The organism is Pseudomonas sp. R3.Fl (genome assembly GCF_023516765.1).
Lineage (GTDB): Bacteria > Pseudomonadota > Gammaproteobacteria > Pseudomonadales > Pseudomonadaceae > Pseudomonas > Pseudomonas citronellolis.
In genome coordinates, this window is record NZ_JAMGSO010000001.1 from 3726000 (window position 1) to 3750994 (window position 24995).

Here is a 24995-nt window from a genome sequence, read left to right on the forward strand (position 1 = left end):
GAGGGCAGCGGCATTCCCGCCACACCAGAAACCACCGCCGAACACCTTCTCCTCGTAGGAGCGAGCTTGCTCGCGAACGGCTTGGCACCGGGCCCCGACAGGTTCGCGAGCAAGCTCGCTCCTACGAAAAGCCTCCAGCCTCAGGCCTCCAGCCCGCAACCTTCAAAGAATCGGCGAAACCAACCGCGCCACCCGCATCCCCAACTGCTGCAATTGCCCGCTGCGCTCCGTGCCCAGCTCCACCGCCTGCTCGAAATCCGCCAGCAGCATGCTCTCCACGTCGCGGGCGAAGGCTTCGTCCACCGTCACCAGCATGATCTCGAAGTTCAGCCGGAACGAGCGGTTGTCCAGGTTGGCGCTGCCCACCGCGGCGCAGTCGTGGTCCACCAGCACCACCTTCTGGTGCAGGAAGCCCGGCTGGTAGCGGTACACCTTCACCCCGGCGCGCACCGCGTCCTGGGCGTAGAGGCTGGAGGCGGCGTAGACCGTGCGGTGGTCCGGGCGCGAGGGCAGCAGGATGCGCACGTCCACGCCGCGCAGCGCGGCCAGGCGCAGGGCCGAGCTGACCGCCTCGTCGGGGATGAAGTACGGGGTGGTTATCCACACCCTTTCGCTGGCCGCGTTGATCATCTCGACGAAGAACAGCGAGCAGGTTTCCTGCTTGTCCGCCGGGCCGCTGGCCAGCACCTGGCAGATCACCCCCTGCTCGTCGTAGCTGTCCGGCAGCAGCAGGGTGGGCAGGGCGTGGGTGGCCCAGAACCAGTCCTCGGCGAAGCACTCCTGCAGGCAGGCCACGGCCGGGCCGCGCAGTTCCACGTGGGTGTCGCGCCAGGGCGACAGCGGCGGCTTCTCGCCCAGGTACTCGATGCCGACGTTGTGCCCGCCGACGAAGCCGCGCAGGCCGTCGACCACCACCACCTTGCGGTGGTTGCGGAAGTTCAGCTGGAAGCGGTTGATCGCGCCGTGGCCGGTGCTGAAGGCCTGCACCTGCACGCCGCCGGCGCGCAGGCGCTCGACGTAGCGCCCGGGCAGGCCGTGGCTGCCGATGGCGTCGTAGAGCAGGAAGACTTCCACGCCGTTGGCCGCGCGCTCCAGCAGCAGCTGCGCCAGGCGCTGGCCGAGGGCGTCGTCGCGGACGATGAAGAACTGCACCAGCACCACCTTCCTGGCCTGGGCGATGGCCTCGAAGATGGCGTCGAAGGTGGCCTTGCCGTTGACCAGCAGGCGCACGTGGTTGTTCGCCAGGGTCGGCATGCGCGCCAGCGCGGACAGGGCCTTGAGCGCCTTGTAGTTCTCCGACTGGCTCGCCGTCAGGGCTTCCTCCACCCAGGGCCGCCAGTCCAGCTCGGCGGCGGCCAGGTGCATCTCCTCGTTGGCCTGGCGCCGCGCGCCGATGTAGGCGTCGAAGCGGCTGCGGCCGAACACCAGGTAGGGCAGCAGGGTGAGCAGCGGCATGAACACCAGGGAAATGGCCCAGGCGATGGCGCCCTGCGCGGTGCGCACGGTGAGCACCGCGTGGACGGCGGCGACCACGCCGAGGACCTGGATGGCCACCAGGAAGTGGGCGATGTAGGCGGAGTAATGCATGCGCGCGAACGAGTCCTTCTGCCGTGCGTGTTCCCGCAGCTTAGCCTCGCTCGGGGGGCCGCGGCCATCCCGGCAGTTCGCCACGCCAGGTTTCGTAGGCCTTGCCCAGGCGCAGCACGGTCACGTCGGCGAAGCGCGGGCCGACGATCTGCAGGCCGATGGGCATGCCGGCGGCGGTGAAACCGCAGTTGATCGACAGCGCCGGCTGCTCGGACATGTTCCAGGGCACGGTGAAGCAGATGTGCTCGAAAGGCAGCGCCGGGTCGTTGGTGGGCGAGGCCCACTCGGCGGGGAAGGCCGCCACCTGGTTGGTCGGGCTGAGCAGGCAGTCGATGTCGTGGAACTGCTCGGCGGCGCGCCTGCGCATCTCGAAGGTCTGGTTGAAGCCGCGCACCGCCTGCACGCCGGAGACCTGCGCGCCGCCTTCCGCCCATTGGTAGATGTAGGGCAGCACCTGCGCCTGGCGCTCGGCCGGCAGCGTCTCGATCTCGGCCCACAGGCGCGCGCGCCAGAACAGGTCCAGGCCGTCGAGCAGCCCGCGGTCGAGGATCGGCTGCACTTCGATTATCTGCGCGCCGGCCTCGGCGAAGCGTTGCGCGGCAGCCTCCACCGCGTGGCGCACTTCCGCCTCGGGCTGCAGGCCGCAGCCGGGGTCCAGTTGCAGGCCGATGCGCAGGCCGCGCACTTCGGCCGGGCGGATGTTCCAGTCCAGCTCGGCCGGCGGCAGGCTGGTGGCGTCGCGCCAGTCGGCGCGCGAGAGGTGCTTCATCAGCAGCGCGGTGTCGTCCAGGCTGCGCGTCATGGGCCCGGCGCAGCGCCCGGTGTAGTAGGGGTCGATGGGAATCCGCCCGAGGCTCGGCTTGAAGCCCACCAGGCCGCACCAGGCGGCCGGCAGGCGCACCGAGCCGCCGATGTCGGTGCCCACGTGCAGCGGGCCGTAGCCGGCGGCAGCGGCCGCCGCGGCGCCGGCGCTGGAGCCGCCGGGGTTCATCGCCAGGTTCCAGGGGTTGCGCGCCAGCTTGTGGAAGCTGGACAGGCCGGAGGAGAGCATGCCGAAGTCCGGCACCGTGGTCTTGGCCAGGAGGATGGCCCCGGCCTCGCGCAGCCGCGCGGTGGGCGGCGCGTCGTGGGTGGCGGGGACCAGGGGCACGGCGGCGCTGCCTTGGGGAATCGGGTCGCCGACACTGGCGATGAGTTCCTTGATGGTGACCGGCACGCCATCCAGCTCCCCGCGCGGTTCGCCTTTCAGCCAGCGCGCCTCCGCCTCCCGCGCCTCGCCCAGGGCGCGTTCCGGGGCATAGGCGTAGAGCGCGCAGAGGTGCGGCTCCCAGCGTTCGATGTGGGCGATCAGGTGCTGCAGGTATTCCACGGGGGACAGCTGGCGCGAACGGTACAGGGCCAGCAGCTGGACGGCGGTGAGATCGTGCAGCGCGGTCATGGGGGACTCCGGCGGGGGGCCATGGCACAACCCTAGCCTATGGCGGTGTAGGGCGGATAACGCTCCGCGTTATCCGCCGTTTGGCCTTGGCTGCCGAATGGGGGTAATCGAACTGGGCGCCTTCGGGAGAGGCCGGTGGTTTTGGGTGTTCTGGCCCGCCCGTGGTCCCCTCTCCCCAGCCCTCTCCCTGAAGGGAGAGGGGGCTTGTTCGTGCCGAGAGGAGGAAGGGTTTCAGCTGGAAACCACAGAGCTGCCGGCTAACTCTGAAATATCCGAGCACTCCGAACGGTCCCCTCTCCCTTCAGGGAGAGGGTTAGGGAGAGGGCGCTCTTCAGGATGTGCACCGAACCTAACCGGCAGAACGCTGTTCGCGAGCAAGCTCGCTCCTACGAAGAGCGAAGAGAGCGAGTCAGGGCCTTGGCACCAACGCCGGCAACAACTGCCGCGAAATCGCCTCGCGCACCGCCGGCAGCAGCGTCGCGTTGCCGCCCAGCATCTCTTCCACCAGCCGGCGCAGGGCCATGGAGCGTTCGGGGGTGAGGGCGCGCACCGCGTATTCGCAGGCCTGTTCCGCGGTGACGTCCGGCGGAACGGCGAAGCCCAGCGCCTGCAGGCGTTCGCGGAAATCGTCCTGGTCGATCAGGTCGGCGTGCATCATCGCGGAGTCCTCCGTGAGGTTGGGCTTCCCCGGATTCTCGGAACAGCGCCGGCCGGGCGCAAGCACCCGGCCGACGGAGTGTCCTTCACAGGCAAGAGCAGGTCGTTTTCCGACCGGGACGGCCCGCGACCGGCTTTAGTTCAGTCCCAGCTTGCCGCGCATGGTCGAAAGGTCCTCGGCCAGGGTATTCACCGGCCCGGCCAGGGCCTTGCGGTCCTTGGCGCTGAGCTTGTCGTAGGTCTGGTAGCCGCCGTCCTTGGTCTTGTACTTGGCGAGGATGCCGTCGACCGTGGCGAAGTTCTTCTCCACCTTGGCGACGAAGGCCGGGTCCTGCTTGGCCAGTTGCGGGCGGAACAGTTCGACGATCTTCTTGGCGCCGTCGACGTTGCCCTGGAAGTCGTACAGGTCGGTGTGGCTGTAGCGGTCCTCCTCGCCGCTGACCTTGGTCGCGGCCACTTCCTCCATCAGCGCGGCGGCGCCGCCGACGACTTTCTCCGGCGGGAAGGGCAGGCCTTCCACGCGCTTGCGCAGCTCGTGCACGTCGGCCATCAGCTTGTCGGCCAGCGGGCCGAGGCCTGCGGTGCTGTTCTTGGTGAACAGGCCGTACTCGATGCGGTGGAAGCCGGTGAAGTCCGGGGCGTCGACCTTCTTCTCGTGGTCGTCCTCGCGGGAGTCGATGGCGCTGTCCAGGTCGCTGAACAGCTCGGCCACCGGTTCGATCGACTCATAGAACACGCGGGTCGGCGCGTAGAGCTTCTTCGCCGTGGCCAGGTCGCCCTGCTTCACCGCGTCGGTGAACTGCTGGGTGCGCTTGACCAGCTCGTCGAGGTTGTCGGTGACGTAGAGCTTGTAGTCGGCGATGGGGCCGACCAGGTCCAGCGGCGAGCCGGTGGCGGCGAAGGTGGCCAGCGGCGCGGCGAGCAGGCCGAGGCTGAACAGCAGGGCGAGGGAGGTGCGTTTCATGTCCGATGGCTCCAGTGCGTTGTCGTTGTTCAGGCCAGCAGGCTGCGGCCGAGGAAGTCGTCCGGCCCGGTGACCCCGGGCAGGACGAAGAAGTAGCCGCCGCCTTGCGGCTTCAGGTATTCCTCCAGCGGCTCGCCGTTCAGGCGCGTCTGCACGGCGATGAAGCCGCGCGCCAGGTCCGCCTGGTAGCAGATGAACAGCAGGCCCATGTCCAGCTGGCCGTTGCTGGCCGCGCCGTTGGAGTAGTTGAACGGCCGGCGCAGGATGAGGTTGGCCTGGCTCTGCGCGGTGCGCGGGTTGGCCAGGCGGATGTGGGCGTCCAGCGGCGTGCGCTTGCCCTCGGCGTCGCGGGCGTAGTCCGGCACGTCGGTTTCCACCCGGCCGTCGTGGGGCGCGCCGCTGGCCTTGATCCGGCCGATGATGCTTTCCTGCTCCTGCAGCGGCGTGCGGTCCCAGCGTTCGACGAAGTTGCGGATGATGCGCACCGCCTGGTAGCTGCCGCCCGCCGCCCAGGCCGGCTCGCCGCTGCCGGGCTGCACCCAGACGATGCGGCGCATGGCCGCCTCGTCGCTGGAGTCGGGGTTGGCCGAGCCGTCGCGGAAGCCCAGGAAATTGCGCGCGCTCTCGGTGGGCTGGCCGGGGCGGCTGGGCTGCACCGGCACGCTGCCTTCCTGCTTCCAGCGCACCAGCAGCAGGTCCGGGGTGTTCTTCACGATGTCGCGCAGGGCGTGGATGTTGGTGTCCGGGGTGTTGGCGCAGAACTGCAGGCACAGGTCGCCGTGGCAGCGCGCCGGGTCCAGGGCGTCGTTGGGGAAGCCGGCCATGGGTTGCAGGTGGCGTGGCTTGCGCGCCGCCAGGCCGAAGCGCTCGTCGAACAGCGAGTCGCCCACCGAGACGGTGACGGTCAGGTTGTCCGGGATCACCACCGGGCCGAGGATGCCCGAGTCCAGCGGCGGCAGCTTGGGGTCGACCTGCTGCACCGCTCCGCCGGCCATGAGGAAGCGGATGCGCTCGTCGAGCACCCGGAACAGCCGCTCCAGGCCGGCGCGGTCGCTGGCCAGCACGTCGAAGGCGACGATCATCCCGGCCGCCGGGCGCGGCGTGACGATGCCCGGCTGGTGGCGGCCGAACCAGGCGTTGCGCTCCTGGGTGCGTTCGCTGGCCGGCGCGTGGGTGACGGCCGCGGTGTCGGCGGCCCGCGCCGGGCCCGCCAGGCTGGCGCCGGCCAGGGCCATGCCGGCGGCGCCGAGGCCGAGCAGCACGCGGCGGCGTTGGGCGTTGGCGGGGCTGTCGTCGTTACTGTGCATCGGTACTTCCTCGGATCAGGGTTGGGCCAGGCCCAGGGCCGGCGCCACGGCGTCCAGCGCCTCGGCCAGGCGGGCGGCCGCGGCGGCCAGCTGCTGGCGCTGGGCGGCCGTGACCTGGTCGTAGGGCCTGCCGGCCAGTTGCGCGAGGCCGGTGTCGAGCGCCGCGGCGGCGGCGTCCAGGCGCGCGGGCAGTTCGGCGGCCTTGCGTTGCAGCAGCGGGCGCAGCAGGTCGATGACCTTGCGCGCGCCCTCTAGGTTGGCGGTGAAGCCGGCCAGGTCGCTGTGGCTGTAGCGTTCCTCGTCGCCGTTCACGCGTTGCTCGGCCAGGTTGCGCAGCAGCCGCGCGGCGTTGCCGGAGAGCTGTTCGGGCGGCAGCGACTGGGCCATGAGGGCGTCCTTCAGGGTGGCGACGTCGGCCTGCAGTTGCGTGGCGACCGGCGCCAGGCCGGCGGTCGAGTCCTGGGCGAACAGGCCGTACTCGATGCGGTGGAAGCCGCCGAAGGCCGGGTCCTGCTCGCGCTGCTCGAAGGCGTCGGCGCGCGGGGCGATGCGGTTGTCCAGCTCGGCCAGGCGCTGGGCGCTGGCGGCGATGCGCTGGTAGGCGGCGCGGCCTTCCAGGTAATGCGTGCGCGCGGCGCCGAGGTCGTTGGCCGCCAGGGCCTGGCTCAGGGCATCCAGGGCGCGTTGCAGCTGGCGCAGCTGGCCGGCCAGGTAGACGCGGTATTCGGCCAGCGGGGCGACGAAGTCCAGCAGCGGCGAGCGCGCCTGCTGGGCGGCGCTGGCGGCCGCGCTGGGGGTGACGTGCAGGCTGCCGTGGGGGTTGCTGAGCAGGCCGCAGGTGACCTGGTAGTCGCCGGGGGCGAGGTAGGCCGAGAGCGACTGGCTCATGCCCGGGGCGATGTTCTCGCGTTCCTCCACCACCATCACGCCGTCGAGGATTTCCCACTCCACCGCGCGGTCGGAGCGGTTGAGGATGCGGAAGCGCGCCTGCCCGGCCGGCACGCTCAGGGCGTTGGGTTGGCAGCCGTGGGGCAGCACCGTGACCTGTACTTCGTCGTTTTCCAGCTTGGCCTGGTGGGCATGGCGCGCGGCGTAGTAGAAGGCCGCCGCGGCGAGCACGGCCAGGGCCGCCGAGGCCGCCACCGCGGCGTTGAGCAGCAGGCGGCGGGCGCCCACCGGCGGCTGGGGTTCCGGCAGGCTCATTCGGCGGTGCTCCGGGCAGGGGCCGCGGGGCGCGGCGGCAGGAAGAACAGCGTCAGGCTCAGCGCCAGGTAGGCCAGCCAGGCGCCGAGGGTGCTCAGGGTGGGGCTCTGCTGGTAGCCGAACAGCCCGGCCAGCAGCGAGCCCAGGGCGCCGTCCTCGGGCAGGCTGGCGCCGCTGTCCCACAGGGGCGCCTGCAGCAGGTTCCAGACCCCGGCCTCGTGCAGCGAGCGCACCGCGTTGGCGAGGATGCCGGCGGCCACCACCAGGATGAACAGCCCGGTCCAGCGGAAGAAGCGCGCCAGGTTCAGGCGCACGCCGCCGCTGTAGATGCCGTAGCCCAGGGCCACCGCCAGCGCCAGGCCGAGCAGCGCCCCCAACGGCGCGCCGGGGCCGTCGCTCTGCTGGAACACGGCGAGCAGGAAGAACACCGTCTCCAGGCCTTCGCGGGCCACGGCGAGGAACACCATGGCGATCAGCGCATAACCCTGGTGGCGGGAGTGGAAGGCGTGGTCCAGCGCGGCCTGCAGCTCGCCCTTGATGGAGCGCGCCATCTTGCGCATCCAGAACACCATGGAGGTGAGGATGGCCACCGCGGCCAGGCCCACCAGGGCTTCGAACAGTTCCTGCTGCTTCTGCGGGAACTCGGCGCTGGCCAGCTCCAGCCCGGCGCCGACGAACAGCGCCAGGGCGGCGGCGAGGAACACCCCGATCCACACCGCCGGCATCCAGTGCGCGCGCCCGGTGCGGCGCAGGTAGCTGGCGATGATGCCGACGATGAGCGCGGCCTCCATGCCCTCGCGGAGCATGATCAGGAAGGGGACCAGCATGGTTTCACCTGGGGCAGGGCCGCGCGGCGCGGTGGTCGGCGGCGGCTGAGAATGCAAACAAGAAGGATTCTCGATGTCGTCGCCTTAAGGATTGCTTAAGGGGCCGTGCCTAGTTTCGTTGCCTGTCCGCGGCGGATACGCGCACGTCGTTTTCGGCAAACCCGAAGTTGGCGAAGCAGCCACACTGGAGCCATACCGCTGCGGTCGATACCGAAGTAGGTGCTTGTCACACTGGGAGCCTTGACGGCTCGCTTTCGTCCCCTGTCGCGCGTCGGGCGCGGCGGGGGATTTTTTTGTTGTTCGCCCTGGCTGGCTTTTCGTAGGAGCGAGCTTGCTCGCGAACGGCGTTCTGCCGGTCAGGTTCGGTGCATATCCTGAAGAACGCCCTCTCCCTAACCCTCTCCCTGAAGGGAGAGGGGACCGTTGGGCAGAGTTCGGTGTTCTGGAGTCAGCCGGTAACTCCAACGGTTTCCGGCTGAAACCATTCCTTCTCTCGGCACGGACTAGCCCCCTCTCCCTTCAGGGAGAGGGTTGGGGAGAGGGAGCGGAGTCAAACCGAGGCACCCAGGCCACCTGGAAACTCCGTTCGCGAGCAAGCTCGCTCCTACGAAAAGCGGAAAAGCGGAAAACCGCCTGCGCTCAATCCAGACGCCGGGCCAACGCCTCGAACAGCGCCTCGTACAACCTATCCACCTCCGGCAGTTCCCGCGCTCGCAGGCAGCCGTGGACCAACCCCGGACCGGGAAAATAGTCCACTTCCACCCCATCCCTGCGCAGCCGCTCGGCGTAGCGCCGCCCGTCATCCCGCAACGGATCGAACTCGGCCACACCCACGAACGCCGGCGCCAACCCAGTGAAGTCATGGGCCCGCAAAGGCAAGGCAAGAGGCCGATGCCGTTGCAATGGATCAGGCAAATAGGCATCGATGCACGCCCGCATGTCAGCAGCGGACAACAACGGCGCATCCGCACACTCGACTCGCGAATCCGTAGCCTCGTCACCCAGGGCCGGATAGACCAGCACCTGGACCCGCGGCTGCGCCTCGCCCGCATCGCGCAGGGCCAGGCACAGGGCGGCGGCCAGGTTGCCGCCGGCGCTGTCGCCGGCCACCGCCAGGCGGGTGCGGTCGAGGGGGTCGTCCAGCGCGCCGTCGCGCAGGGCGCGCCAGGCCGCCAGGCTGTCTTGCAGAGCGGCGGGGAAGGGGTGTTGCGGGGCCAGCCGGTAGTCCACCGACAGCACCAGCAGGCCCAGGCGGGCGGCCAGTTCGGCGCAGAAGAAGGCGTGGGAGTCGAGGTCGCCGAGCATCCAGCCGCCTCCGTGGAGGAACAGCACCGCCGCCCAGCCCGTTGCCGGCGGTGTGCCCGCCGGGCGGAACAGGCGCAGCGGCGGCAGGCCGGCCAGGGCCAGGTCGCTTATCCGCAGGCCCGGTGGGCGTGGCGGGGTGAAGGCGGCGGCCATGCGCGAGTAGGCCTTGCGCTGCGCCGCCAGGGACGGATCGGCGCTGGCGAAGGCGCGGGTGCGCGCGACGAAGTCCGCCATGCCGGCGGACAACGGATACTCGCGCGCCATGCTCAGCCCGGCAGGCCGATCATCCGGCCGACGTGCGCCGGCCGCGGCAGGCCGCGGTGCGCCTCGGCCAGGGCCAGCACGCGCTCCAGCACCACGCCCTCGAAGGGCGCCGAGCGCGGGCCGTCCAGGCTCACGTGCAGCAGCATCTGTTCGCTGGCCGCCAGCGGTTCGTCCTCGCCGGGGCGGTGCAGCGTGTGGTGCACGTGCAGGCGCTTGCGGTCGTGGGCCAGCAGTTGGGTGCGCACCTCCACCGGCTCGCCCTGCTTCACCTCGTGCAGGTAGTTCAGGTGCACCTCCAGGGTGAACAGCGAGTGGCCGCTGGCCTCGCGGCCGGCGCTGTCCAGGCCCAGGTGGTCCATCAGGGCGTCGGTGGCGTAGCTGAAGATCAGCAGGTAATAGGCGTCGCGCAGGTGGCCGTTGTAGTCGGTCCACTCGGCCAGTACCGGGGTTTCGTAGGTTTTCAGGGTGGGCATGGTGGTCATTCCGAAGAGCCCCTCTCCCCAGCCCTCTCCCTGAAGGGAGAGGGGGCCGTTCGGAGTGGGCGGATAGACAGGGTAGAACCTGATCAGGATTTCGCGAGCTAGAGCAGAACAAGGCAAAAACAGGCGGGGACGCGGAGTTTACTTGCCGTAAATGAGCAGTCACCGCCTGTTTTTAACGCAGTTATGCCGACGCGCAGCAAATCCTGGCAGGTTCTTAGTCGACGAAGGCGAAGCCGTGGCGTGCCTTGGTGTCCTTGATGGCGCCCAATACCGCCAGCAGGCAGTCGTCGCGGTAGCGCTCCAGTTCGGCGATGCTGCGCTTGCCCTGCTGCTCGGCGGTGCCTTCGACCACCTTGTCGATCAGCGATTCGGTCAGTTCCGGCGCCGGCAGGTAGGTCCAGGGCAGTTGCAGGGCCGGGCCGAACTGGGCCATGAAGTGGCGCATCCCGGCGTTGCCGCCGGCCAGGGTGTAGGTCAGGAAGGTGCCCATGAACGACCAGCGCAGGCCGGCGCCGAAGCGGATGGCGTCGTCGATCTCGCCGGTGCTGGCGACGCCGTCGTTGACCAGGTGCAGGGCCTCGCGCCAGAGCGCTTCGAGCAGGCGGTCAGCGATGAAGCCGGGGACTTCCTTGCGCACGTGCAGCGGGCGCATGCTCAGGCTGCGGTACACCGCGATGGCCGCCTGGATGGCCGCCGGGTCGGTCTTCTCGCCGCCCACCACTTCCACCAGCGGCAGCAGGTACACCGGGTTGAACGGGTGGCCGACCACGCAGCGCTCGGGGTGCGTGGCGTCGGCATAGAACTCGCTGGGCAGCAGGCCCGAGGTGCTGGAGCCGATCAGCGCGTCGGGCTTGGCGGCGGCGCTGATCTTGGCGTGCAGCTCGCACTTCAGGTCCAGGCGCTCGGGGGCGCTTTCCTGGATGAAGTCGGCGTCGCGCACGCATTCCTCGATGGTGTCGACGAACTTCAGGCGTTCCTGGGACGCGCCGGGCACCAGCCCGGCCTTCTGCAGCGCCGGCCAGGCGTTGGCCACGCGCTGGCGCAGGGCGGCCTCGGCGCCCGGCGCCGGGTCCCAGGCGACCACGTCGAGGCCGTGGGCCAGGGCGCGGGCGATCCAGCCGCTGCCGATGACGCCGCTGCCGAGGGCGGCGAAGGTCTTGATTTCGGTGATGTAGGACATGAAGGGCTCCAGCGGGAAAGGGGGATTGCCTGTAGGAGCGAGCTTGCTCGCGAACCGGGTCCGCTGCGGAGCCGTTCGCGAGCAAGCTCGCTCCTGCGAAAAGCGGGTTTCAGGGGCGGGGCTTGAGGTTCATCTTCTTGCGCCCTTCGGCCGGGGTGAGGGCGCGGCCGCCGAGGCGTTCGATGATCTCGATGGCGCGCTCCACCAGGCTGCCGTTGCTGGCGTGCACGCCGCGGTCCAGCCAGATGTTGTCTTCCAGGCCCACCCGCACGTTGCCGCCCAGCAGCATGGCCTGGGCGACCATGGGCATCTGCGAGCGGCCGATGCCGAAGCCGGCCCAGGTGAGGCCCGCGGGGATGTTGTCGGCCATGGCCTTCATGGTGGTGGTGTCGGCCGGCGCGCCCCAGGGGATGCCCAGGCAGATCTGGATCAGCGGGTCTTCCAGCAGGCCTTCCTTGAGCATCTGCTTGGCGAACCACAGGTGGCCGGTGTCGAAGATTTCCAGCTCGGCCTTCACCCCCAGTTCGGTGATGCGCTTGGCACCGGCGCGCAGCTGGGCCGGGGTGGAGACGTAGATGAAGTCGCCGTCGCCGAAGTTCAGGGTGCCGCAGTCCAGGGTGCAGATTTCCGGCAGCAGCGCCTCGACGTGGGCCAGACGCTCCAGCGGGCCGACCAGGTCGGTGCCGGCGCCGAATTCCAGGGGCTGCTCGCCCTTGCCGATCTCCAGGTCGCCGCCCATGCCGGCGGTGAGGTTGATGATGACGTCGGTGTCGCTCTCGCGGATGCGCTCCACCACTTCGCGGTAGAGGTTCACGTCGCGGCTGGGCTTGCCGGTCTGCGGGTCGCGCACGTGGCAGTGGGCAACGGTGGCGCCGGCCTTGGCCGCCTCGATGGCGGCGGCGGCGATTTCCTTGGGGGTGACGGGGATGGCCGGGTGCTTGCCGACGGTGTCGCCGGCGCCGGTCACCGCGCAGGTGACTATGACTTCATGGTTCACGGTGGCTGTCCTTTCTTTAGGCATGCGGAGTCCCTGCGCGGCGGGCGGGCCGCGCAAGGGTGGGGCGTTATTGGCTTACTTCAGGCTGGCGACAAAGGCGGGTTCTGCCGGCTTGCCGTCGAAGGTGGTCACCCCGGCGAGCCAGGCCTTGAGCTGGTCGGGATGGGCCTTGAGCCAGGTGCGGGCGGCGTCCAGCGGCTGGCTGCGGTCGAGGATGGGTTCCATCACCTGGCTGACTTCCTGGCTGCTGAAGCGCAGGTTGTGCAGCAGCTTGGCGACGTTGCCGCACTGCTCCTGGTAGCCGGCGGCAGTCATGATGGAGACGGTGGCGGCGCCTTCGTTGGGGCCGAACACGTCGTCGCTGCCGGTGAGGTATTTCATGTCGATCTGCAGGTTCATCGGGTGCGGTTTCCAGCCGAAGAACACCACCCACTGCTGGCGCTTGATGGCGCGCTTGACCGCGGTGAGCATGCCGGCCTCGCTGGACTCGACGACCTGGAAGCCCTTCAGGCCGAACTTGTCCTTGGCGATCATGTCCGCGGTGATGCGGTTGGAGCCGCTGCCCGGCTCGATCAGGTAGATCTTGTTGTCCAGCTTGTCGCGGAATTTGGCGATGTCGGCGAAGGTCTTCAGGCCGCCGTCGTAGACGTAGGTGGGCACTGCGTAGGTGGACTGCGCGTCGCCCAGGGTGGCCGGGGTGATGACTTCGATCTGCTGCTTGTCCAGGTAGGGCTTGGCCACCGGCTGCATGGTCGGCTGCCAGTAGCCGAGGAAGACGTCGAGCTGCTTGTCGGCCATGCCGGCCAGGATGATCTGCTGCGAGGCGCTGGTCTGCTTGACCTTGTAGCCCAGGCCGTCGAGCAGGGCCTCGGCCACTGCGCTGCTGGCCACCACGTCGGTCCAGTTCACCGAGCCCATGCGCACGTTCTGGCACGACGCCGGCTCGGCGGCCCAGGCGCTGCTGACCAGGGTGAACAGCGCGGCGCAGGCGCCCGCTTTGATCGATAGCTTCATGACTTCTCCTCAAGGCCTTTGCGGCAATGGTTATCGTTGTTGTGTCATGGCCCCGCGCGGCGGTGGCTGGTGTTCAAATTACGCACAGCCTGCGACGGAAAATCGCACTCCGGCGACCTGCACTTGCACGCTGGCGACCTCGGCCATTGCCAGGGCCGGGCAAATGTTCCATACCAACAAATCGCCGCTCCGAATCGCCTGGATGACGCCATGTCGAATGACTTCTGGTTCCTCCTGCTGCCCGGTTTTTCCCTGATGGGGTTCATCTCCGCCGTGGAGCCGCTGCGCGTCGCCAACCGCTTCCGCGGCGGGCTCTACCGCTGGCACCTGCTGAGCGTCGACGGCGGTCCGGTGCTGGCCAGCAGCGGCATGTCGATGAACGCCGACGGCGCCCTGGAGGCCCTGGGCCGCGGCGACACGCTGTTCGTGGTGGCCGGCTTCGACCCGCTGCAGGCCTGCACTCCGGCGCTGCTGCACTGGCTGCGCCGCCTCGACCGCGAGGGCGTGACCCTCGGTGGCATCGACACCGGCAGCTTCGTCCTCGCCGAGGCCGGGCTGCTCGACCGCCATCGCTGCACGCTGCACTGGGAGGCGCTGGACGCCTTCCGGGAGACTTATCCACAGTTGCAGGCGACCCAGGAGCTGTTCGAGATCGACGGCTCGCGCATCACCTCCGCCGGCGGCACGGCGTCCATCGACCTGATGCTCGACCTGATCGCCCGCGCCCAGGGTCCGGAGCTGGCGGTGCAGGTGTCCGAGCAGTTCGTGGTCGGGCGCATCCGTACCCGCCAGGACCACCAGCGCCTACAACTGGCGACGCGCTACGGGGTGACCAACAAGAAGCTGATCCAGGTGCTGGGCGAAATGGAAAGGCACACCGAGCCGCCGCTCTCCACCCTGGACCTGGCCGAGCGCATCCAGGTCACCCGCCGCCAGCTGGAGCGCCTGTTCCGCCTGCATCTGAACGATACGCCGTCGAACTTCTACCTCGGCTTGCGCCTGGACAAGGCCCGGCAGTTGCTGCGGCAGACGGAGATGAGCGTGCTGGAGGTGGGGCTGGCTTGTGGGTTCGAGTCGCCTTCGTATCTGTCGCGGAGTTATCGGGCCAGGTTCGGGGTTTGTCCGCGGGAGGATCGGGGGGTGTTTGCGGGTGGGGCGTTGGCGGGGGCTTCCAAGAGCCCCTCTCCCCAGCCCTCTCCCTGAAGGGAGAGGGGGCTAGTCCGTGCCGAGAGGAGGAATGGTTTCAGCCGGAAATTACGGTGCCAGCCGGCTAACGCCGAAATACCCAAGCACACCGAACGGTCCCCTCTCCCTTCAGGGAGAGGGTTAGGGAGAGGGCGCTCTCCAGGACGAGCACCGAAGCCACAGGTGAACACCGTTCGCGAGCAAGCTCGCTCCTACGAAGACGAAAAGCCACCCATCACCTTGGCAACATCCGTGGGAGCAGTGTCATTCCTCCAAACCCACCTCCAGCGCACCATGACCAGAACCCCCACACCAGGAGCCCCCATCATGAGCGAAGCCCGCCCACCCCTGCCGCCCTTCACCCGCGAGACCGCCATCCAGAAGGTGCGCGCCGCCGAGGATGGCTGGAACAGCCGCGACCCACAGCGTGTGTCCCTGGCCTACAGCCCGGACAGCACCTGGCGCAACCGCTCCACTTTCATCCGTGGCCGCGTGCAGATCGTCGAATTTCTCACCGGCAAGTGGCGCCGCGAGCTGGACTACCGGCTGATCAAGGAACTCTGGGCCTTCACCGGCGAGCGCATCGCCGTGCGCTTCGCCTACGAGTGGCACGACGACTCGGGCAACTGGTTCCGTTCCTACGGCAACGAGAACTGGGCCTTCGACGCGAACGGCCTGATGGTCGAACGCCACGCCAGCATCAACGACCTGCCCATCAGCGAGGACGAGCGGCTGTTCCGCTGGCCCCTGGGCCGGCGCCCGGACGATCACCCGTCGCTGAGCGATCTCGGACTCTGAGCCGGCCGCGGAGGCGAGGCGGGCGCCGCGCCCCCGCGGTGGGCTTTCAGTGCGCTTCTTCCAGGTCGTCGTGGAGCAGCCCGAGGATTTCGCGCTTCATCTCGATGAACTGGCGGTCCATCACCATGTCCAGCGAGCGTGGGCGCTCGATGGGCACGTCGAGGATGCGCTTGATGCGCCCCGGGCGCGCGCCCATGACGTAGACGCGGTCGCCCAGCAGGATGGCTTCGTCGATGTCGTGGGTGACGAACACCACGGTCTTCTTGCTGTGGTCCCACACGCGCAGCAGCAGCTTCTGCATCTGCATGCGCGTCTGGCTGTCGAGGGCGCCGAAGGGCTCGTCCATCAGCAGGATCTGCGGGTCGTTGGCCAGCGCGCGGGCGATGGCCACGCGCTGCATCATGCCGCCGGAGAGCTGCTTGGGGTAGTTGCCGGCGAAGTTGGCCAGGCCCACCTCGTTGAGGTAGTAGTCGACGATCTCCTTGCGCTCGGCGGCCGGCAGGCCACGGCGCTTCAGGCCGAACTCGACGTTCTCGCGCACGGTCAGCCAGGGGAACAGGGTGTAGCTCTGGAACACCATGCCGCGGTCGGCGCCGGGGCCGTCGACGCGCTGGCCGCCGACGTAGATGTCGCCCTCGGTGGGCTCGGACAGCCCGGCGGTGAGGTACAGCAGGCTCGACTTGCCGCAGCCGGAGGGGCCGACGATCACCGCGAACTGCTGGTCCGGCACCTCGAAGGAGACCTTCTCCAGCGCGGCGAAGGTGCCGCCCTCGGGGGTGCGGTAGCGCAGGCTGACCTGGTCCACGCGCAGCCGTGCCGGCTGCGCCCCTTGTGCGGCCGGTGCCGCGTCGTTGCGTTGCATGGCTGCTACTGCGCCCATGAGGCCACCTTCAGTCGGAGGATGCGGAAGAGTTGGTCGGTGATCAGCCCGAGCAGGCCGATGATGGCGATGGCCAGGAAGATCACGTCCACCTGGAAGCCGCGCATGGCCTTGAGGCTGATGTAGCCCAGGCCGCTGGAGGCGGCGACCAGCTCGGCCACCACCAGGTAGGTCCAGGCCCAGCCCATGGTCACCCGCAGGGTGTCCAGCACGCCGGGCAGCGAGGCCGGGCCGAGCACGTGCAGCACCACGTCGCGGCGCGTGCAGCCCAGGGTGTAGGAGGCGTTGACCAGGTCCTTGGCGACGCCGCGGGAGACGTCGGCGATCATCACCAGCTGCTGGAAGAACACGCCGAAGATGATCACCGTGACGCGTTGCTCGATGCCGATGCCGATCCATAGGATGAACAGCGGCACGAAGGAGGTCACCGGCAGGTAGCGGATGAAGTTCACCAGCGGTTCGAGGAAGGCCTGGACGATGCGGAAGCTGCCCATCAGCAGGCCCAGGGGCACGGCCACCAGGGACGAGACCAGGAAGCCGATCATCACCACCTCGACGCTGGCCAGCACGTGGGTGCCCAGGGTGCCGTCGCGGCCCAGGCGCACGGCGGCGTCCAGCACCGCGCCGGGGCTGGGCAGGAACATCGCCGGCACCACGCCGCCGTAGGAGAGCAGGGCCCAGAGGCCGAACACCAGCAGCCAGCACAGGGCGCTGGCGGACCACACCAGGCGCACCGGCAGCTCGACCTTGGGCGTCAGGCAGCGGCTGAGCCAGGATTTATTCGGACGTGACATCGCGGATTACCTCCATGCGGACGGCCGCAAGCCTTCCGCCAGGATGCTGTGGAACGAGGGATGGGGAGGGGCGGGCGCGCGGCCCGCCGGGTTCACTGGGCGACGAAGCGGGTGTCCACCAGGTCGTCGTAGCTGACCTGGAAGGTCTTGCCCTGCAGTTGCGTCCAGGTCTCGTTGGCCAGGCCGATGATGTCCTTGATGTCGCCGGCCTTGCCGGGGGCGCCGAGGAGCTTCTCGCTCATGGCCTCGTCATAGAAGCGCACGCCCTTGGCCGCCTCGGCCAGGTCCTTGGGGTCGGACAGGTAGCCGCCGACGCCCTTGGCCATGATGGCGTAGGCCTCCTGCGGGTGCTCCTTGGTGTACTGCACCGCCTTGTACAGGCCCTTGACCAGGGCCTTGACGTCGTCGGGCTGCTTGTCGATGACGTCGCAGTTCAGCGCCACCACGTCGACGATCACCCCGGGGGTGCTGGTGCTGTCCACCAGCACCTTGCCCTGCTGCTTCTGGCGCACCATCGACAGGTGCGGCTCCCAGGTCACCGCGGCGGGGATGCGCCCGGCGATGAAGGCGGTGGCGGCATCGTCGGCGGTCATGTTCTGCACCTTGATGTCGCCCATGCTCATGCCGGCGTTCTTCAGCAGGTACGCCAGCCAGAACTGCGACACCGAGCCTTCGTTGACCGCCACTTCCTGGCCCTTGAGCTGGGCCAGGCTGGTGACGTCCTTGCCCACCAGCACGCCGTCGCCGCCATGGCTGTCGTCCAGCGCGGCCACGGCCTTGAAGCAGAACTGCGGGCGGTACTTGAGGATTTCGTCGATGGTCGAGGCGGAGCCGGAGAGCTTGCCGGAGGCCTGGGCGGCCATGTACATCGCCGCTTCCTCGATGGGGGTGAGCTGCAGGTCCAGGCCCTGCTCCTTGAAGTAGCCCAGGTCGCGGGCCAGGTACAGGGTGCCGTAGCCGACCCAGGTGGTATGACCGATGGACAGGGTGCCGGCCTGGGCCGCTCCGGCGGCGCCGGCGAGCAGCCCGGCGAGGGCGAGGGGACGGGTGAAACGCGCAAGCAAGGACTTGTTCATGAAGCACTCCCACAGCCTGTTGGGCTTGTTATTGGATAACTGCGGCAGTGGCCAGATGGCCGGAGATTTCACAGCGAAGCGGAACGTGCGTGGCGATGGGCTCTGTGGCCCCTGGGCCCGAATGGCGGGCGGCACGTGACAGGGCGGATGGTGGCGGAAGCGGGAGGCTCGGAAAATTATTAAATATGTCGTTGCGACATAAGAAAAAGCTGCCTTTCGCCGCCGGGGCCCGGGCTTGCCGCATTCGTGGCGCCCCGACCGGCGGCGGGCTGCCAGCCACTTCCTCAGGGCTTTCCTACGCTTTGTGCATCCTTTTCGCCGTGGGCGCCGCGCCGGGCCGGGAATAGACTCCCCGGCCGTCGGAAATCGCCCCAGGCCAGCCTGCAAGCCACAAGGCCCGCGCCCCGGACCGGACAGCCATGTATCGGAAACCTTACATTCTTGACCAAGAAGGAATAATCACCGGACACGGGCCTGTTAAGGTTTCCTTAAGGCCGGGGCCCTCCCGCCATCCAAGGAAAACCACCGGAGCGACCCTCCGGCGTTCGAGAGTCCCCATGCTGCAACGCTACTTCTGGAAGCTGCTGCCCAAGGTCCAGCGCAACTTCCTGCTCAGCCGCCTGCCGGTGCAGGAACGACAGATCGTCAACAAGGCGATGTCCGGCAACGCCCATTTCCCCGCGTATTTCCGCGAGCGCCGCTGCCTGTTCGTGCACGTGCCCAAGTGCGCCGGCAGCAGCCTCTGCGCGGCGCTGTTCGACGGCGGGCGCCCCGGCCACCTGCCGCTGTACTGGTACGAGCAGCAGTTCCCCCGCGACTATGCCGAAAGCTTCAAGTTCAGCTTCGTCCGCGACCCGCTGGAGCGCGCCTACTCGGCCTATGCCTACCTGCGCGGCAATCAGCTGCCGCAGCGCGACCGGGCGGCGCACCAACTGGTCTGCCAGTACCGCGACTTCGACGACTTCGTCGACCGCTGGCTGCACCCGGACAACCTCCAGCGCCAGCTGCATTTCGTGCCGCAGGTGGCCTTCCTCTGCGACTCCCTCGGCCACCTGGGGCTGGACTTCATCGGCCGCCAGGAGAACCTGGAAGCGGATTTCCAGACGCTGTGCGAGCACCTGGGCATCAGCGGCCAGCTGCCCCACCTGAACGCCTCGCGGCAACGCCAGGCCGGCCCGGCCCGGGACTTCTGCAGCACTCGCACGCGGCGCCTGGTGCGCCGCGCCTATCAACGCGACTACCAACTGCTTGGCTATGAGTGACCTCAAAGTACCCCTGTTCCCCGTCACCGGCAGCGTGCGCCGCGAGGCCCGCGCCGCCCTCAAGGGCCAGCGCCCCTGCTGCATCTGGCTGACCGGCCTGTCCGGCTCGGGCAAGTCGAGCCTGGCCAACGCCCTGGAGCTGGCCCTGCACCGCGAGCGCGTGCACAGCTTCCTGCTCGATGGCGACCAGGTCCGCGGCGGCCTGTGCAGCGACCTGGACATGAGCCCCGAGGGCCGCCGCGAGAACATCCGCCGCCTGGCCCAGGCCGCGCGCCTGATGACCGAGGCCGGGCTGGTGGTGATAGTCGCCGCCATCTCGCCGTTCCGCGCCGAGCGCGACGCCGCCCGCGCGCTGTTCCCGGCCGACGAGTTCCTCGGCGTCTACCTCAGCACGCCGCTGCAGACCTGCGCCGAGCGCGACCCCAAGGGCCTGTACAAGGCCGCCCGGGAAGGCCGCCTGCGCAACTTCACCGGCATCGACAGCCCCTACGAGCCGCCGCTGGACGCCGACTTCGAAGTGGACGCCACCGACACCTCCACCGACGAGGCCTGCCGCCGGCTGCTCGGGCTGGTCCTGCAGCGCTGCCGCCCCGGCAAGGCCTGAACGCCTCGCGGCTCCGAGCCCGGCTTGCCGTCCCCGCGCGCGGCTGGGCAAGATGGGCGCCCAACCACCGCCGCGGGGTATCCGTGTCCGTTCTCTTCGAGGCCCTCTGGCCGCTCTTCGCGCTCATCGTCGGCGGCCACCTGCTGCGCCGCCGCGGCTTCCCCGGCGAGGCCTTCTGGCCGGCGGCCGAACGCCTGAACTACTTCATCCTGTTCCCCGCGCTGCTGTTCGCCAGCCTGGCCAAGGCGCCGCTGCGCGACCCGGGGCTGGGCCGCCTGGCCCTGGCGGTGGCCCTGGGCCTGGGCGGCGCCTGGCTGGCGCTGCTGGCCAGCCGGCGGCTGCGCGTCTGGGGCGCGGCACGCTTCGGCGCCATCGCCCAGGGCGTGCTGCGCTTCAACACCTACCTGGGCCTGGCCGCGGTGGGCAGCCTGTATGGCAAGGAAGGCCTGACCCTGGCGGCGCTGATGCTGGCGCTGATGGTGCCGACGGTGAACCTGATGTCGGTCTGGGCGCTGACCGCCGAACGCGGCATCAGCGCCCGCGCGCTGCTGCTGCCGATCCTGAAGAACCCGCTGATCCTCGCCTGCGCCGCCGGCGCCCTGGTCAACCTGGCCGGCCTGGAACTGGGCGGCGGCAGCGCCCGGCTGTTCGACCTGCTGGCGGTGGCCAGCCTGCCGCTGGGCCTGCTCTGCGTGGGCGCGGCACTGCAACCGAAGGAGCTGCGCGCGGAACTGCCGGTGCTGCTGGGCAGTTGCGCCACGCGCCTGCTGGCGATGCCCGCCCTGGCCTTCGCCTGCGCCCACCTGCTGGGCCTGGCGCCGCTGGAGTCGGCGGTGTTCGTGCTGTTCTTCGCCCTGCCCACGGCACCCACGGCCTATGTGCTGACGCGGCAGCTGGGTGGGGACAGTCACCTGATGGCGGGGATCATCACGCTGCAGACGTTGTTGGCGGGGGGGAGCCTGTTGCTGGTGATGGGGGTGGTGCAGGCGCTGGCGGGGTGAGGATGTGGGGGCTTTTCGTAGGAGCGAGCTTGCTCGCGAACGGAGTTTCCCGGTGGCTCTGGTGTGTTGGATTGACTCCGCAACCCTCTCCCTAACCCTCGGCTGCGCGCCCCGCCCTGAAGGGAGAGGGGGCTAGTCCGTGCCGAGAGGAGGAATGGTTTCAGCCGGAAACCTTCGGCGTTGCCGGCTGACTCCAGAACACCCAAACACTCCGAACGGTCCCCTCTCCCTTCAGGGCGGGGCGCGCAGCCGAGGGTTAGGGAGAGGGCGCTCTTCAGGACAGGCACCGAAGCCACCAGGAGGTCTGGTTCGCGAGCAAGCTCGCTCCTACAGAACAGAAAAGCGCCCAGCCCCAATCAGAAGTGGTACTTCACCAACAAACTGGTGGTGTTCTGGTCGGTGGTGAAGAACTGCGAATCCTTGATCCCGTACTTGTCGGACCAGTAGTCGTACTCCACGCCCACGTACAGGTGCTTGGCCTCGTAGCCCATGGCCTTGCCCAGGTCGTACTTGATCTGCGGGTTGAAGTGCAGGTTGGCGTGGTAGTCGCTCTGGCCGCGTTCGCTGGCGCTGGCGCTCTTGTTGTTCACCACCCAGTCCATGAAGCCGTCGAAGAGGATGTCGGAGTTGCCTACCGGGATGGTCACGGCCCACGCCGGGGTGACCTGCCAGGCGCCGGAGGGCACGCGGTTGCCGTCGGGCTTGCGGTAGTAGAAGTTCAGCTGGAAGTAGTCGAAGCCGGGCAGGGCCAGGTCGAAGCCCGGGCCGATCAGGTAGGCCTCGGTGTCGCCTTCGCCGAATTCGTAGGTGGTGGCCAGCAGCACGTCCTTGATCGGGCCCAGCGACAGGTCGGCGCCGGTGATCTTGCCGAACGACAGGCGCGGGCTGAACTCGCCGTAGTAGGTGTTCTTGCCGTTCTGGCTGTCTTCCTTGCCGTTGTAGTTGATCTGGTCGACGAAGAACCAGATGTCGCCCCAGGTCCAGGCGCTCGCGCTCTCGAAGGTGAAGGTCTGCTGGATCGGCGGGTTGACCTTGAAGTTCTTGCCCCACAGGTAGGTCAGGCTTTCGTTGTGCCAGATCAGCGGGCCGTCGTTGCTGGCCGGCGCGGGGGTGAGGTCTTCGCCGCCGGCCATGGCCTGGCCGGTAGCCAGCAGCCCGCCGGCGAGCAGCAGGGATGCGAGGGTGCGAGTCATGTGGTGCTCCTAGGTTTTGAAGTGCAGCGATCTCGTTGGAATTCTGAACCTGTCCACTCGGTCAGGCTTGGCCTGCCGAGGCAAGATCGGGGCCAACGCGGGGCGCGGGCCCTGTTTTCTTCTGTGTTTTGGGAAAAGCCATGCTGTTTCATGGGCCTGCGCCGCAGCCGGCGAAGGCCTGGCATCGGGCAAAAACCTGACTCCTGGGACAGGTCGTGCCTTCAAACAGGGCAGGGCAGCGTGCCGAAGCGCCATTTTGGCGAGCATGGACAGGGCTTATTGAATACACGATTGCTTTGAGTTGAATGGAATCAATTCAAAATGTGTATACAAGTTTGCTGTGAAGAATCTACACAAGCGCCCCGGCGGCCACCTTGCGGGCGGCCGCGGCCTTTCCGGGCGCGGATGATGCCAGAGCCGCGCCGCGCAAGCACCTCCGCCGGCCCGGCGGCGGCCCTCACCAGGCGGCGATCTGCCCGTCGGTGCGCGGCTCGGTGCCGCCGCAGAGCACGCCGCTGCGCGGGTCGCGCAGGATGATCTGGCCGCGCCCGTAGCTGCTCAGGTCGTGGGCCACCTCCACGTGGTGGCCGCGCCGCGTCAGCACTGCCGCCAGGCTGCGCGGTGCGCCGTGCTCGATGCCGATGCGCTTGTCGCCCAGCCACTGCCAGCGCGGGGCGTCCAGCGCGGCCTGGGGGTTGAGGCCGAAATCCACCAGGTTCATCACCATCTGCACGTGGCCCTGGGGCTGCATGTAGGCACCCATCACGCCGAACGGGCCCAGGGGCACGCCGCCCTTGCTGAGGAAGCCGGGGATGATGGTGTGGAAGGTCTTCTTGCCCGGGGCCAGGGCGTTGACGTGACCGGCGTCGAGGCTGAACTCGGCGCCGCGGTTCTGCAGGGCGATGCCGGTGCCGGGCACCACCACGCCGGAGCCGAAGCCGTGGTAGTTGCTCTGGATGAACGACACCAGGTTGCCCTCGCCGTCGGCCGTGGCCAGGTACACGGTGCCGCCGGCGCGCGGCTTGCCCGGATGCGGTTCCAGGGCGCGCTCGCCGATCAGCGCGCGGCGGCTGGCGGCGTAGTCGTCGCTGAGCAGGTCGGCGACGCTGAAGCGCATGGCGTCCGGCTGGCCGATGTAGGCGCGGCCGTCGGCGTAGGCCAGCTTCATGGCCTCCAGCTGGCGGTGCCAGGTGTCCGGGCTGTCGCGCTCGCCGAATTCGAAGCCCTTGAGGATGTTCAAGGCCATCAGCGCCACCAGGCCCTGGCCGGCCGGGGGGATTTCCCAGACGTCGTAGCCGCGGTAGTTCAGCGCGATGGGCTCGACCCACTGGGCGCGGTAGCCGGCCAGGTCGGCCTCGTCCAGGTAGCCGCCGCTGTCCCGGGCGTGGGCGGCGATGCGCTGGGCCAGGGCGCCGCGGTAGAAGCTCTCGCAGCGGCTTTGCGCCAGTTCGCGCAGGGTCTGTGCCTGGCCGGGATTGCGGAAGATTTCCCCGGCGCGCGGGGCGCGGCCGTCGATGAGGAATTCGTCGAACCAGGCCGCCAGTTCCGGATGCGCGTCGCGCACCCCGCGGAACTTGTCCAGGCCGCTCTGCCAGAGGCCGGCGATCACCGGCGAGACCGGGAAGCCCTGCTCGGCCAGTTCGATGGCCGGGGCCAGCAGCTCGGCGAAGGGCAGCCGGCCGAAGCGCGCCGACAGCTCGGCCCAGGCCGCCGGGCAGCCCGGCACGGTCACCGGCGTCCAGCCGTACAGCGGCATGCGCGCGTGGCCGGCGCCGCGCAGCGTGCCGATGTCCAACGCCCCGGGCGCGTAGCCGGCGGCGTCCAGGCCGTGCAGCTTGTCCTTCACCCACACCAGGGCGAAGGCATCGCCGCCGATGCCGCAGCCGGTGGGCTCCACCACCGTCAGCGCCGCCGCCGTGGCCACCGCGGCGTCCACCGCGTTGCCGCCGCGCTTGAGCATGTCCAGCCCGACCTGCGCCGCCAGCGGCTGCGAGGTGGCCACCATGCCGCGCCGGGCGTACACCAGCGAGCGTTGCGAAGCGTAGGGATATTCCTGGGCGGAGAAATTCAGCATGGGCGGGCTCCGTTGACGGCTTGAGGCGGCAGGGTAGCCCTGCCAGACTCTGTCGACTAGCGATACAAAGCCAAAGCATAGCGATGAACGGACAGCGCCCCCATCTGCAACGCGCGATTCCCACGCTCGACGACCTGCCGCGGCCGGTCTATGCGCGCGCCGAGAGCCTGCGCGCCGGCTCCTGGACCGGCCGCCACCACCACGCCTGGGTGCAGCTGTCCTACGCCATCAGCGGGGTGCTCGGCGTGCACACCGCCGAGGGCAGCTTCTTCGCCCCGCCGCAGCGCGCCATCTGGATACCGGCGTACCTGGAGCACGAAGTGGTCACCTCCGGCCGCGCGGAGATGCGCAGCCTCTACCTGAGCGCCGAGGCCTGCGCCTGGGCGGAGCCACGCTGCCGGGTGCTGGAGGTGACGCCGCTGGCCCGCGAGCTGATCAAGAGCTTCTGCGAGCTGGCGGTGGATTATCCACAGGGCGACAGCCCCGAGCAGCGCCTGGTGAGCGTGCTGCTGGACCAGCTGCGCACCCTGCCGGAGGTCGCCTTCTCCCTGCCCATGCCCCAGGAGCCGCGGCTGCTGCAGCTGTGCCAGGCGCTGATCGAACAGCCCAGCACCAGCCTCACCCTGGGCGACTGGGCGCAGCGCCTGGGCACCTCGGAAAAGACCCTCTCGCGCCTGTTCCAGCGCGAGACCGGCATGAGCTTCCGCCTCTGGCGCCAGCGTCAGCGGCTGCTCGGCTCGCTGGGTGTGCTGGAGGATGGCGCCAGCGTGACCGCTGCGGCGCTGGATTGTGGCTATGACTCCACTTCGGCCTATATCGCTGCGTTCAAGGGGTTGTTCGGTTTTACGCCGGGGGAGTTGTTCAAGCAGCGTTGAGCCGCTGCGGCTTTTCTTCCTGTAGGAG

General features: G+C 69.0%; 23 protein-coding genes. 6 read left to right on the forward strand and 17 right to left on the reverse strand.

What is annotated here, in order from left to right:
- Positions 1 to 162: 162 nt before the first annotated feature.
- The 12 genes from cls to M8R19_RS16430 all read right to left on the reverse strand — a co-directional run bounded on the left by cls (position 163) and on the right by M8R19_RS16430 (position 13225).
- Positions 163 to 1587, reverse strand: a complete 1425-nt coding sequence (gene cls, locus M8R19_RS16375; protein ID WP_249918331.1) for a cardiolipin synthase — start codon at positions 1585 to 1587, stop codon at positions 163 to 165.
- A gap of 40 nt (positions 1588 to 1627) precedes the next feature.
- On the reverse strand, positions 1628 to 3025 hold the full coding sequence (locus M8R19_RS16380; protein ID WP_249918332.1) for an amidase: 1398 nt from the start codon (positions 3023 to 3025) through the stop codon (positions 1628 to 1630).
- A 409-nt stretch (positions 3026 to 3434) separates the two neighbouring features.
- Entirely contained in the window at positions 3435 to 3683 is a 249-nt protein-coding gene (locus tag M8R19_RS16385; protein WP_009614343.1) for a hypothetical protein, read from the reverse strand.
- 135 nt (positions 3684 to 3818) lie between these two features.
- On the reverse strand, positions 3819 to 4646 hold the full coding sequence (efeO, locus tag M8R19_RS16390) for an iron uptake system protein EfeO (RefSeq protein ID WP_249918333.1): 828 nt from the start codon (positions 4644 to 4646) through the stop codon (positions 3819 to 3821).
- A 29-nt stretch (positions 4647 to 4675) separates the two neighbouring features.
- Positions 4676 to 5953: an iron uptake transporter deferrochelatase/peroxidase subunit gene (gene efeB / locus M8R19_RS16395; RefSeq protein WP_116425801.1), complete on the reverse strand. Its 1278-nt coding sequence runs from the start codon at positions 5951 to 5953 to the stop codon at positions 4676 to 4678.
- A 15-nt stretch (positions 5954 to 5968) separates the two neighbouring features.
- On the reverse strand, positions 5969 to 7156 hold the full coding sequence (gene efeO / locus M8R19_RS16400; protein WP_116425800.1) for an iron uptake system protein EfeO: 1188 nt from the start codon (positions 7154 to 7156) through the stop codon (positions 5969 to 5971).
- Positions 7153 to 7983 (reverse strand): iron uptake transporter permease EfeU, encoded by an 831-nt coding sequence (gene efeU / locus M8R19_RS16405; protein WP_116425799.1) that lies wholly within the window; start codon positions 7981 to 7983, stop codon positions 7153 to 7155. The genes efeO (M8R19_RS16400) and efeU overlap by 4 nt, the downstream gene beginning before the upstream one ends.
- 639 nt (positions 7984 to 8622) lie before the next feature.
- Positions 8623 to 9552 carry an alpha/beta hydrolase gene (locus M8R19_RS16410; RefSeq protein WP_249918334.1) on the reverse strand — a complete coding sequence of 310 codons (930 nt, stop codon included), beginning with the start codon at positions 9550 to 9552 and terminating at the stop codon, positions 8623 to 8625.
- A gap of 2 nt (positions 9553 to 9554) precedes the next feature.
- Complete coding sequence (locus tag M8R19_RS16415; protein ID WP_249918335.1) at positions 9555 to 10025, reverse strand: thioesterase family protein; 471 nt, start codon at positions 10023 to 10025, stop codon at positions 9555 to 9557.
- Between the two features lie 223 nt (positions 10026 to 10248).
- Positions 10249 to 11214, reverse strand: a complete 966-nt coding sequence (locus tag M8R19_RS16420) for an L-carnitine dehydrogenase (RefSeq protein ID WP_249918336.1) — start codon at positions 11212 to 11214, stop codon at positions 10249 to 10251.
- 109 nt (positions 11215 to 11323) lie between these two features.
- Positions 11324 to 12211, reverse strand: coding sequence for a 3-dehydrocarnitine:acetyl-CoA trimethylamine transferase CdhC (gene cdhC, locus M8R19_RS16425; RefSeq protein ID WP_249918337.1), 888 nt, complete (start codon positions 12209 to 12211; stop codon positions 11324 to 11326).
- Between the two features lie 75 nt (positions 12212 to 12286).
- A complete protein-coding gene (locus M8R19_RS16430) occupies positions 12287 to 13225 on the reverse strand; it encodes a choline ABC transporter substrate-binding protein (protein WP_069862908.1) in 939 nt (312 codons plus the stop codon).
- 210 nt (positions 13226 to 13435) lie between these two features.
- On the opposite strand from M8R19_RS16430, the gene M8R19_RS16435 reads away from it, so the two are divergent.
- A complete protein-coding gene (locus tag M8R19_RS16435) occupies positions 13436 to 14428 on the forward strand; it encodes a GlxA family transcriptional regulator (RefSeq protein WP_249918338.1) in 993 nt (330 codons plus the stop codon).
- Between the two features lie 309 nt (positions 14429 to 14737).
- Positions 14738 to 15208 (forward strand): nuclear transport factor 2 family protein, encoded by a 471-nt coding sequence (locus tag M8R19_RS16440; protein WP_074986302.1) that lies wholly within the window; start codon positions 14738 to 14740, stop codon positions 15206 to 15208.
- Positions 15209 to 15254: 46 nt separating this feature from the next.
- On the opposite strand, the gene M8R19_RS16445 is transcribed toward M8R19_RS16440, so the two are convergent.
- The 3 genes from M8R19_RS16445 to M8R19_RS16455 all read right to left on the reverse strand — a co-directional run bounded on the left by M8R19_RS16445 (position 15255) and on the right by M8R19_RS16455 (position 17958).
- Positions 15255 to 16088 carry an ABC transporter ATP-binding protein gene (locus M8R19_RS16445; RefSeq protein WP_043270214.1) on the reverse strand — a complete coding sequence of 278 codons (834 nt, stop codon included), beginning with the start codon at positions 16086 to 16088 and terminating at the stop codon, positions 15255 to 15257.
- The gene (locus tag M8R19_RS16450) at positions 16076 to 16882 is read right to left on the reverse strand and encodes an ABC transporter permease (protein ID WP_061563149.1); all 807 of its coding nucleotides are present in this window, start codon (positions 16880 to 16882) and stop codon (positions 16076 to 16078) included. The genes M8R19_RS16445 and M8R19_RS16450 overlap by 13 nt, the downstream gene beginning before the upstream one ends.
- A 92-nt stretch (positions 16883 to 16974) precedes the next feature.
- The gene (locus M8R19_RS16455; RefSeq protein ID WP_249918339.1) at positions 16975 to 17958 is read right to left on the reverse strand and encodes an ABC transporter substrate-binding protein; all 984 of its coding nucleotides are present in this window, start codon (positions 17956 to 17958) and stop codon (positions 16975 to 16977) included.
- A gap of 557 nt (positions 17959 to 18515) precedes the next feature.
- Here M8R19_RS16455 and M8R19_RS16460 point away from each other — a divergent pair.
- From M8R19_RS16460 to M8R19_RS16470, 3 genes are all read left to right on the forward strand, one after another.
- Positions 18516 to 19220, forward strand: a complete 705-nt coding sequence (locus M8R19_RS16460; RefSeq protein ID WP_249918340.1) for a sulfotransferase family 2 domain-containing protein — start codon at positions 18516 to 18518, stop codon at positions 19218 to 19220.
- The gene (cysC, locus tag M8R19_RS16465) at positions 19213 to 19824 is read left to right on the forward strand and encodes an adenylyl-sulfate kinase (RefSeq protein ID WP_074986294.1); all 612 of its coding nucleotides are present in this window, start codon (positions 19213 to 19215) and stop codon (positions 19822 to 19824) included. The genes M8R19_RS16460 and cysC overlap by 8 nt, the downstream gene beginning before the upstream one ends.
- Before the next feature lie 83 nt (positions 19825 to 19907).
- Positions 19908 to 20825, forward strand: a complete 918-nt coding sequence (locus tag M8R19_RS16470; protein ID WP_249918341.1) for an AEC family transporter — start codon at positions 19908 to 19910, stop codon at positions 20823 to 20825.
- A gap of 356 nt (positions 20826 to 21181) precedes the next feature.
- Here the strand turns inward: M8R19_RS16470 and M8R19_RS16475 are convergent, their stop codons facing one another.
- The gene (locus tag M8R19_RS16475) at positions 21182 to 22018 is read right to left on the reverse strand and encodes an outer membrane protein OmpK (protein WP_043270226.1); all 837 of its coding nucleotides are present in this window, start codon (positions 22016 to 22018) and stop codon (positions 21182 to 21184) included.
- A 457-nt stretch (positions 22019 to 22475) separates the two neighbouring features.
- Complete coding sequence (locus M8R19_RS16480) at positions 22476 to 24092, reverse strand: gamma-glutamyltransferase family protein (RefSeq protein ID WP_249918342.1); 1617 nt, start codon at positions 24090 to 24092, stop codon at positions 22476 to 22478.
- Between the two features lie 77 nt (positions 24093 to 24169).
- On the opposite strand from M8R19_RS16480, the gene M8R19_RS16485 reads away from it, so the two are divergent.
- A complete protein-coding gene (locus M8R19_RS16485) occupies positions 24170 to 24967 on the forward strand; it encodes an AraC family transcriptional regulator (protein WP_249920188.1) in 798 nt (265 codons plus the stop codon).
- The last annotated feature ends 28 nt before the right edge of the window (positions 24968 to 24995 follow it).

Excerpts from the sequence above, each read along its gene's own strand:
- M8R19_RS16410 (WP_249918334.1), bottom strand. The coding sequence starts at position 9,552 with ATGGCGCGCGAGTATCCGTTGTCCGCCGGCATGGCGGACTTCGTCGCG.
- cls (WP_249918331.1), bottom strand. The coding sequence starts at position 1,587 with ATGCATTACTCCGCCTACATCGCCCACTTCCTGGTGGCCATCCAGGTC.
- efeO (WP_249918333.1), bottom strand. The coding sequence starts at position 4,646 with ATGAAACGCACCTCCCTCGCCCTGCTGTTCAGCCTCGGCCTGCTCGCC.
- cysC (WP_074986294.1), top strand. The coding sequence starts at position 19,213 with ATGAGTGACCTCAAAGTACCCCTGTTCCCCGTCACCGGCAGCGTGCGC.
- M8R19_RS16475 (WP_043270226.1), bottom strand. The coding sequence starts at position 22,018 with ATGACTCGCACCCTCGCATCCCTGCTGCTCGCCGGCGGGCTGCTGGCT.
- M8R19_RS16460 (WP_249918340.1), top strand. The coding sequence starts at position 18,516 with ATGCTGCAACGCTACTTCTGGAAGCTGCTGCCCAAGGTCCAGCGCAAC.
- M8R19_RS16420 (WP_249918336.1), bottom strand. The coding sequence starts at position 11,214 with ATGTCCTACATCACCGAAATCAAGACCTTCGCCGCCCTCGGCAGCGGC.
- M8R19_RS16430 (WP_069862908.1), bottom strand. The coding sequence starts at position 13,225 with ATGAAGCTATCGATCAAAGCGGGCGCCTGCGCCGCGCTGTTCACCCTG.
- M8R19_RS16415 (WP_249918335.1), bottom strand. The coding sequence starts at position 10,025 with ATGCCCACCCTGAAAACCTACGAAACCCCGGTACTGGCCGAGTGGACC.
- M8R19_RS16455 (WP_249918339.1), bottom strand. The coding sequence starts at position 17,958 with ATGAACAAGTCCTTGCTTGCGCGTTTCACCCGTCCCCTCGCCCTCGCC.
- M8R19_RS16450 (WP_061563149.1), bottom strand. The coding sequence starts at position 16,882 with ATGTCACGTCCGAATAAATCCTGGCTCAGCCGCTGCCTGACGCCCAAG.
- M8R19_RS16385 (WP_009614343.1), bottom strand. The coding sequence starts at position 3,683 with ATGATGCACGCCGACCTGATCGACCAGGACGATTTCCGCGAACGCCTG.
- efeU (WP_116425799.1), bottom strand. The coding sequence starts at position 7,983 with ATGCTGGTCCCCTTCCTGATCATGCTCCGCGAGGGCATGGAGGCCGCG.
- M8R19_RS16445 (WP_043270214.1), bottom strand. The coding sequence starts at position 16,088 with ATGGGCGCAGTAGCAGCCATGCAACGCAACGACGCGGCACCGGCCGCA.
- M8R19_RS16435 (WP_249918338.1), top strand. The coding sequence starts at position 13,436 with ATGTCGAATGACTTCTGGTTCCTCCTGCTGCCCGGTTTTTCCCTGATG.
- efeB (WP_116425801.1), bottom strand. The coding sequence starts at position 5,953 with ATGCACAGTAACGACGACAGCCCCGCCAACGCCCAACGCCGCCGCGTG.
- M8R19_RS16480 (WP_249918342.1), bottom strand. The coding sequence starts at position 24,092 with ATGCTGAATTTCTCCGCCCAGGAATATCCCTACGCTTCGCAACGCTCG.
- M8R19_RS16440 (WP_074986302.1), top strand. The coding sequence starts at position 14,738 with ATGAGCGAAGCCCGCCCACCCCTGCCGCCCTTCACCCGCGAGACCGCC.
- efeO (WP_116425800.1), bottom strand. The coding sequence starts at position 7,156 with ATGAGCCTGCCGGAACCCCAGCCGCCGGTGGGCGCCCGCCGCCTGCTG.
- M8R19_RS16380 (WP_249918332.1), bottom strand. The coding sequence starts at position 3,025 with ATGACCGCGCTGCACGATCTCACCGCCGTCCAGCTGCTGGCCCTGTAC.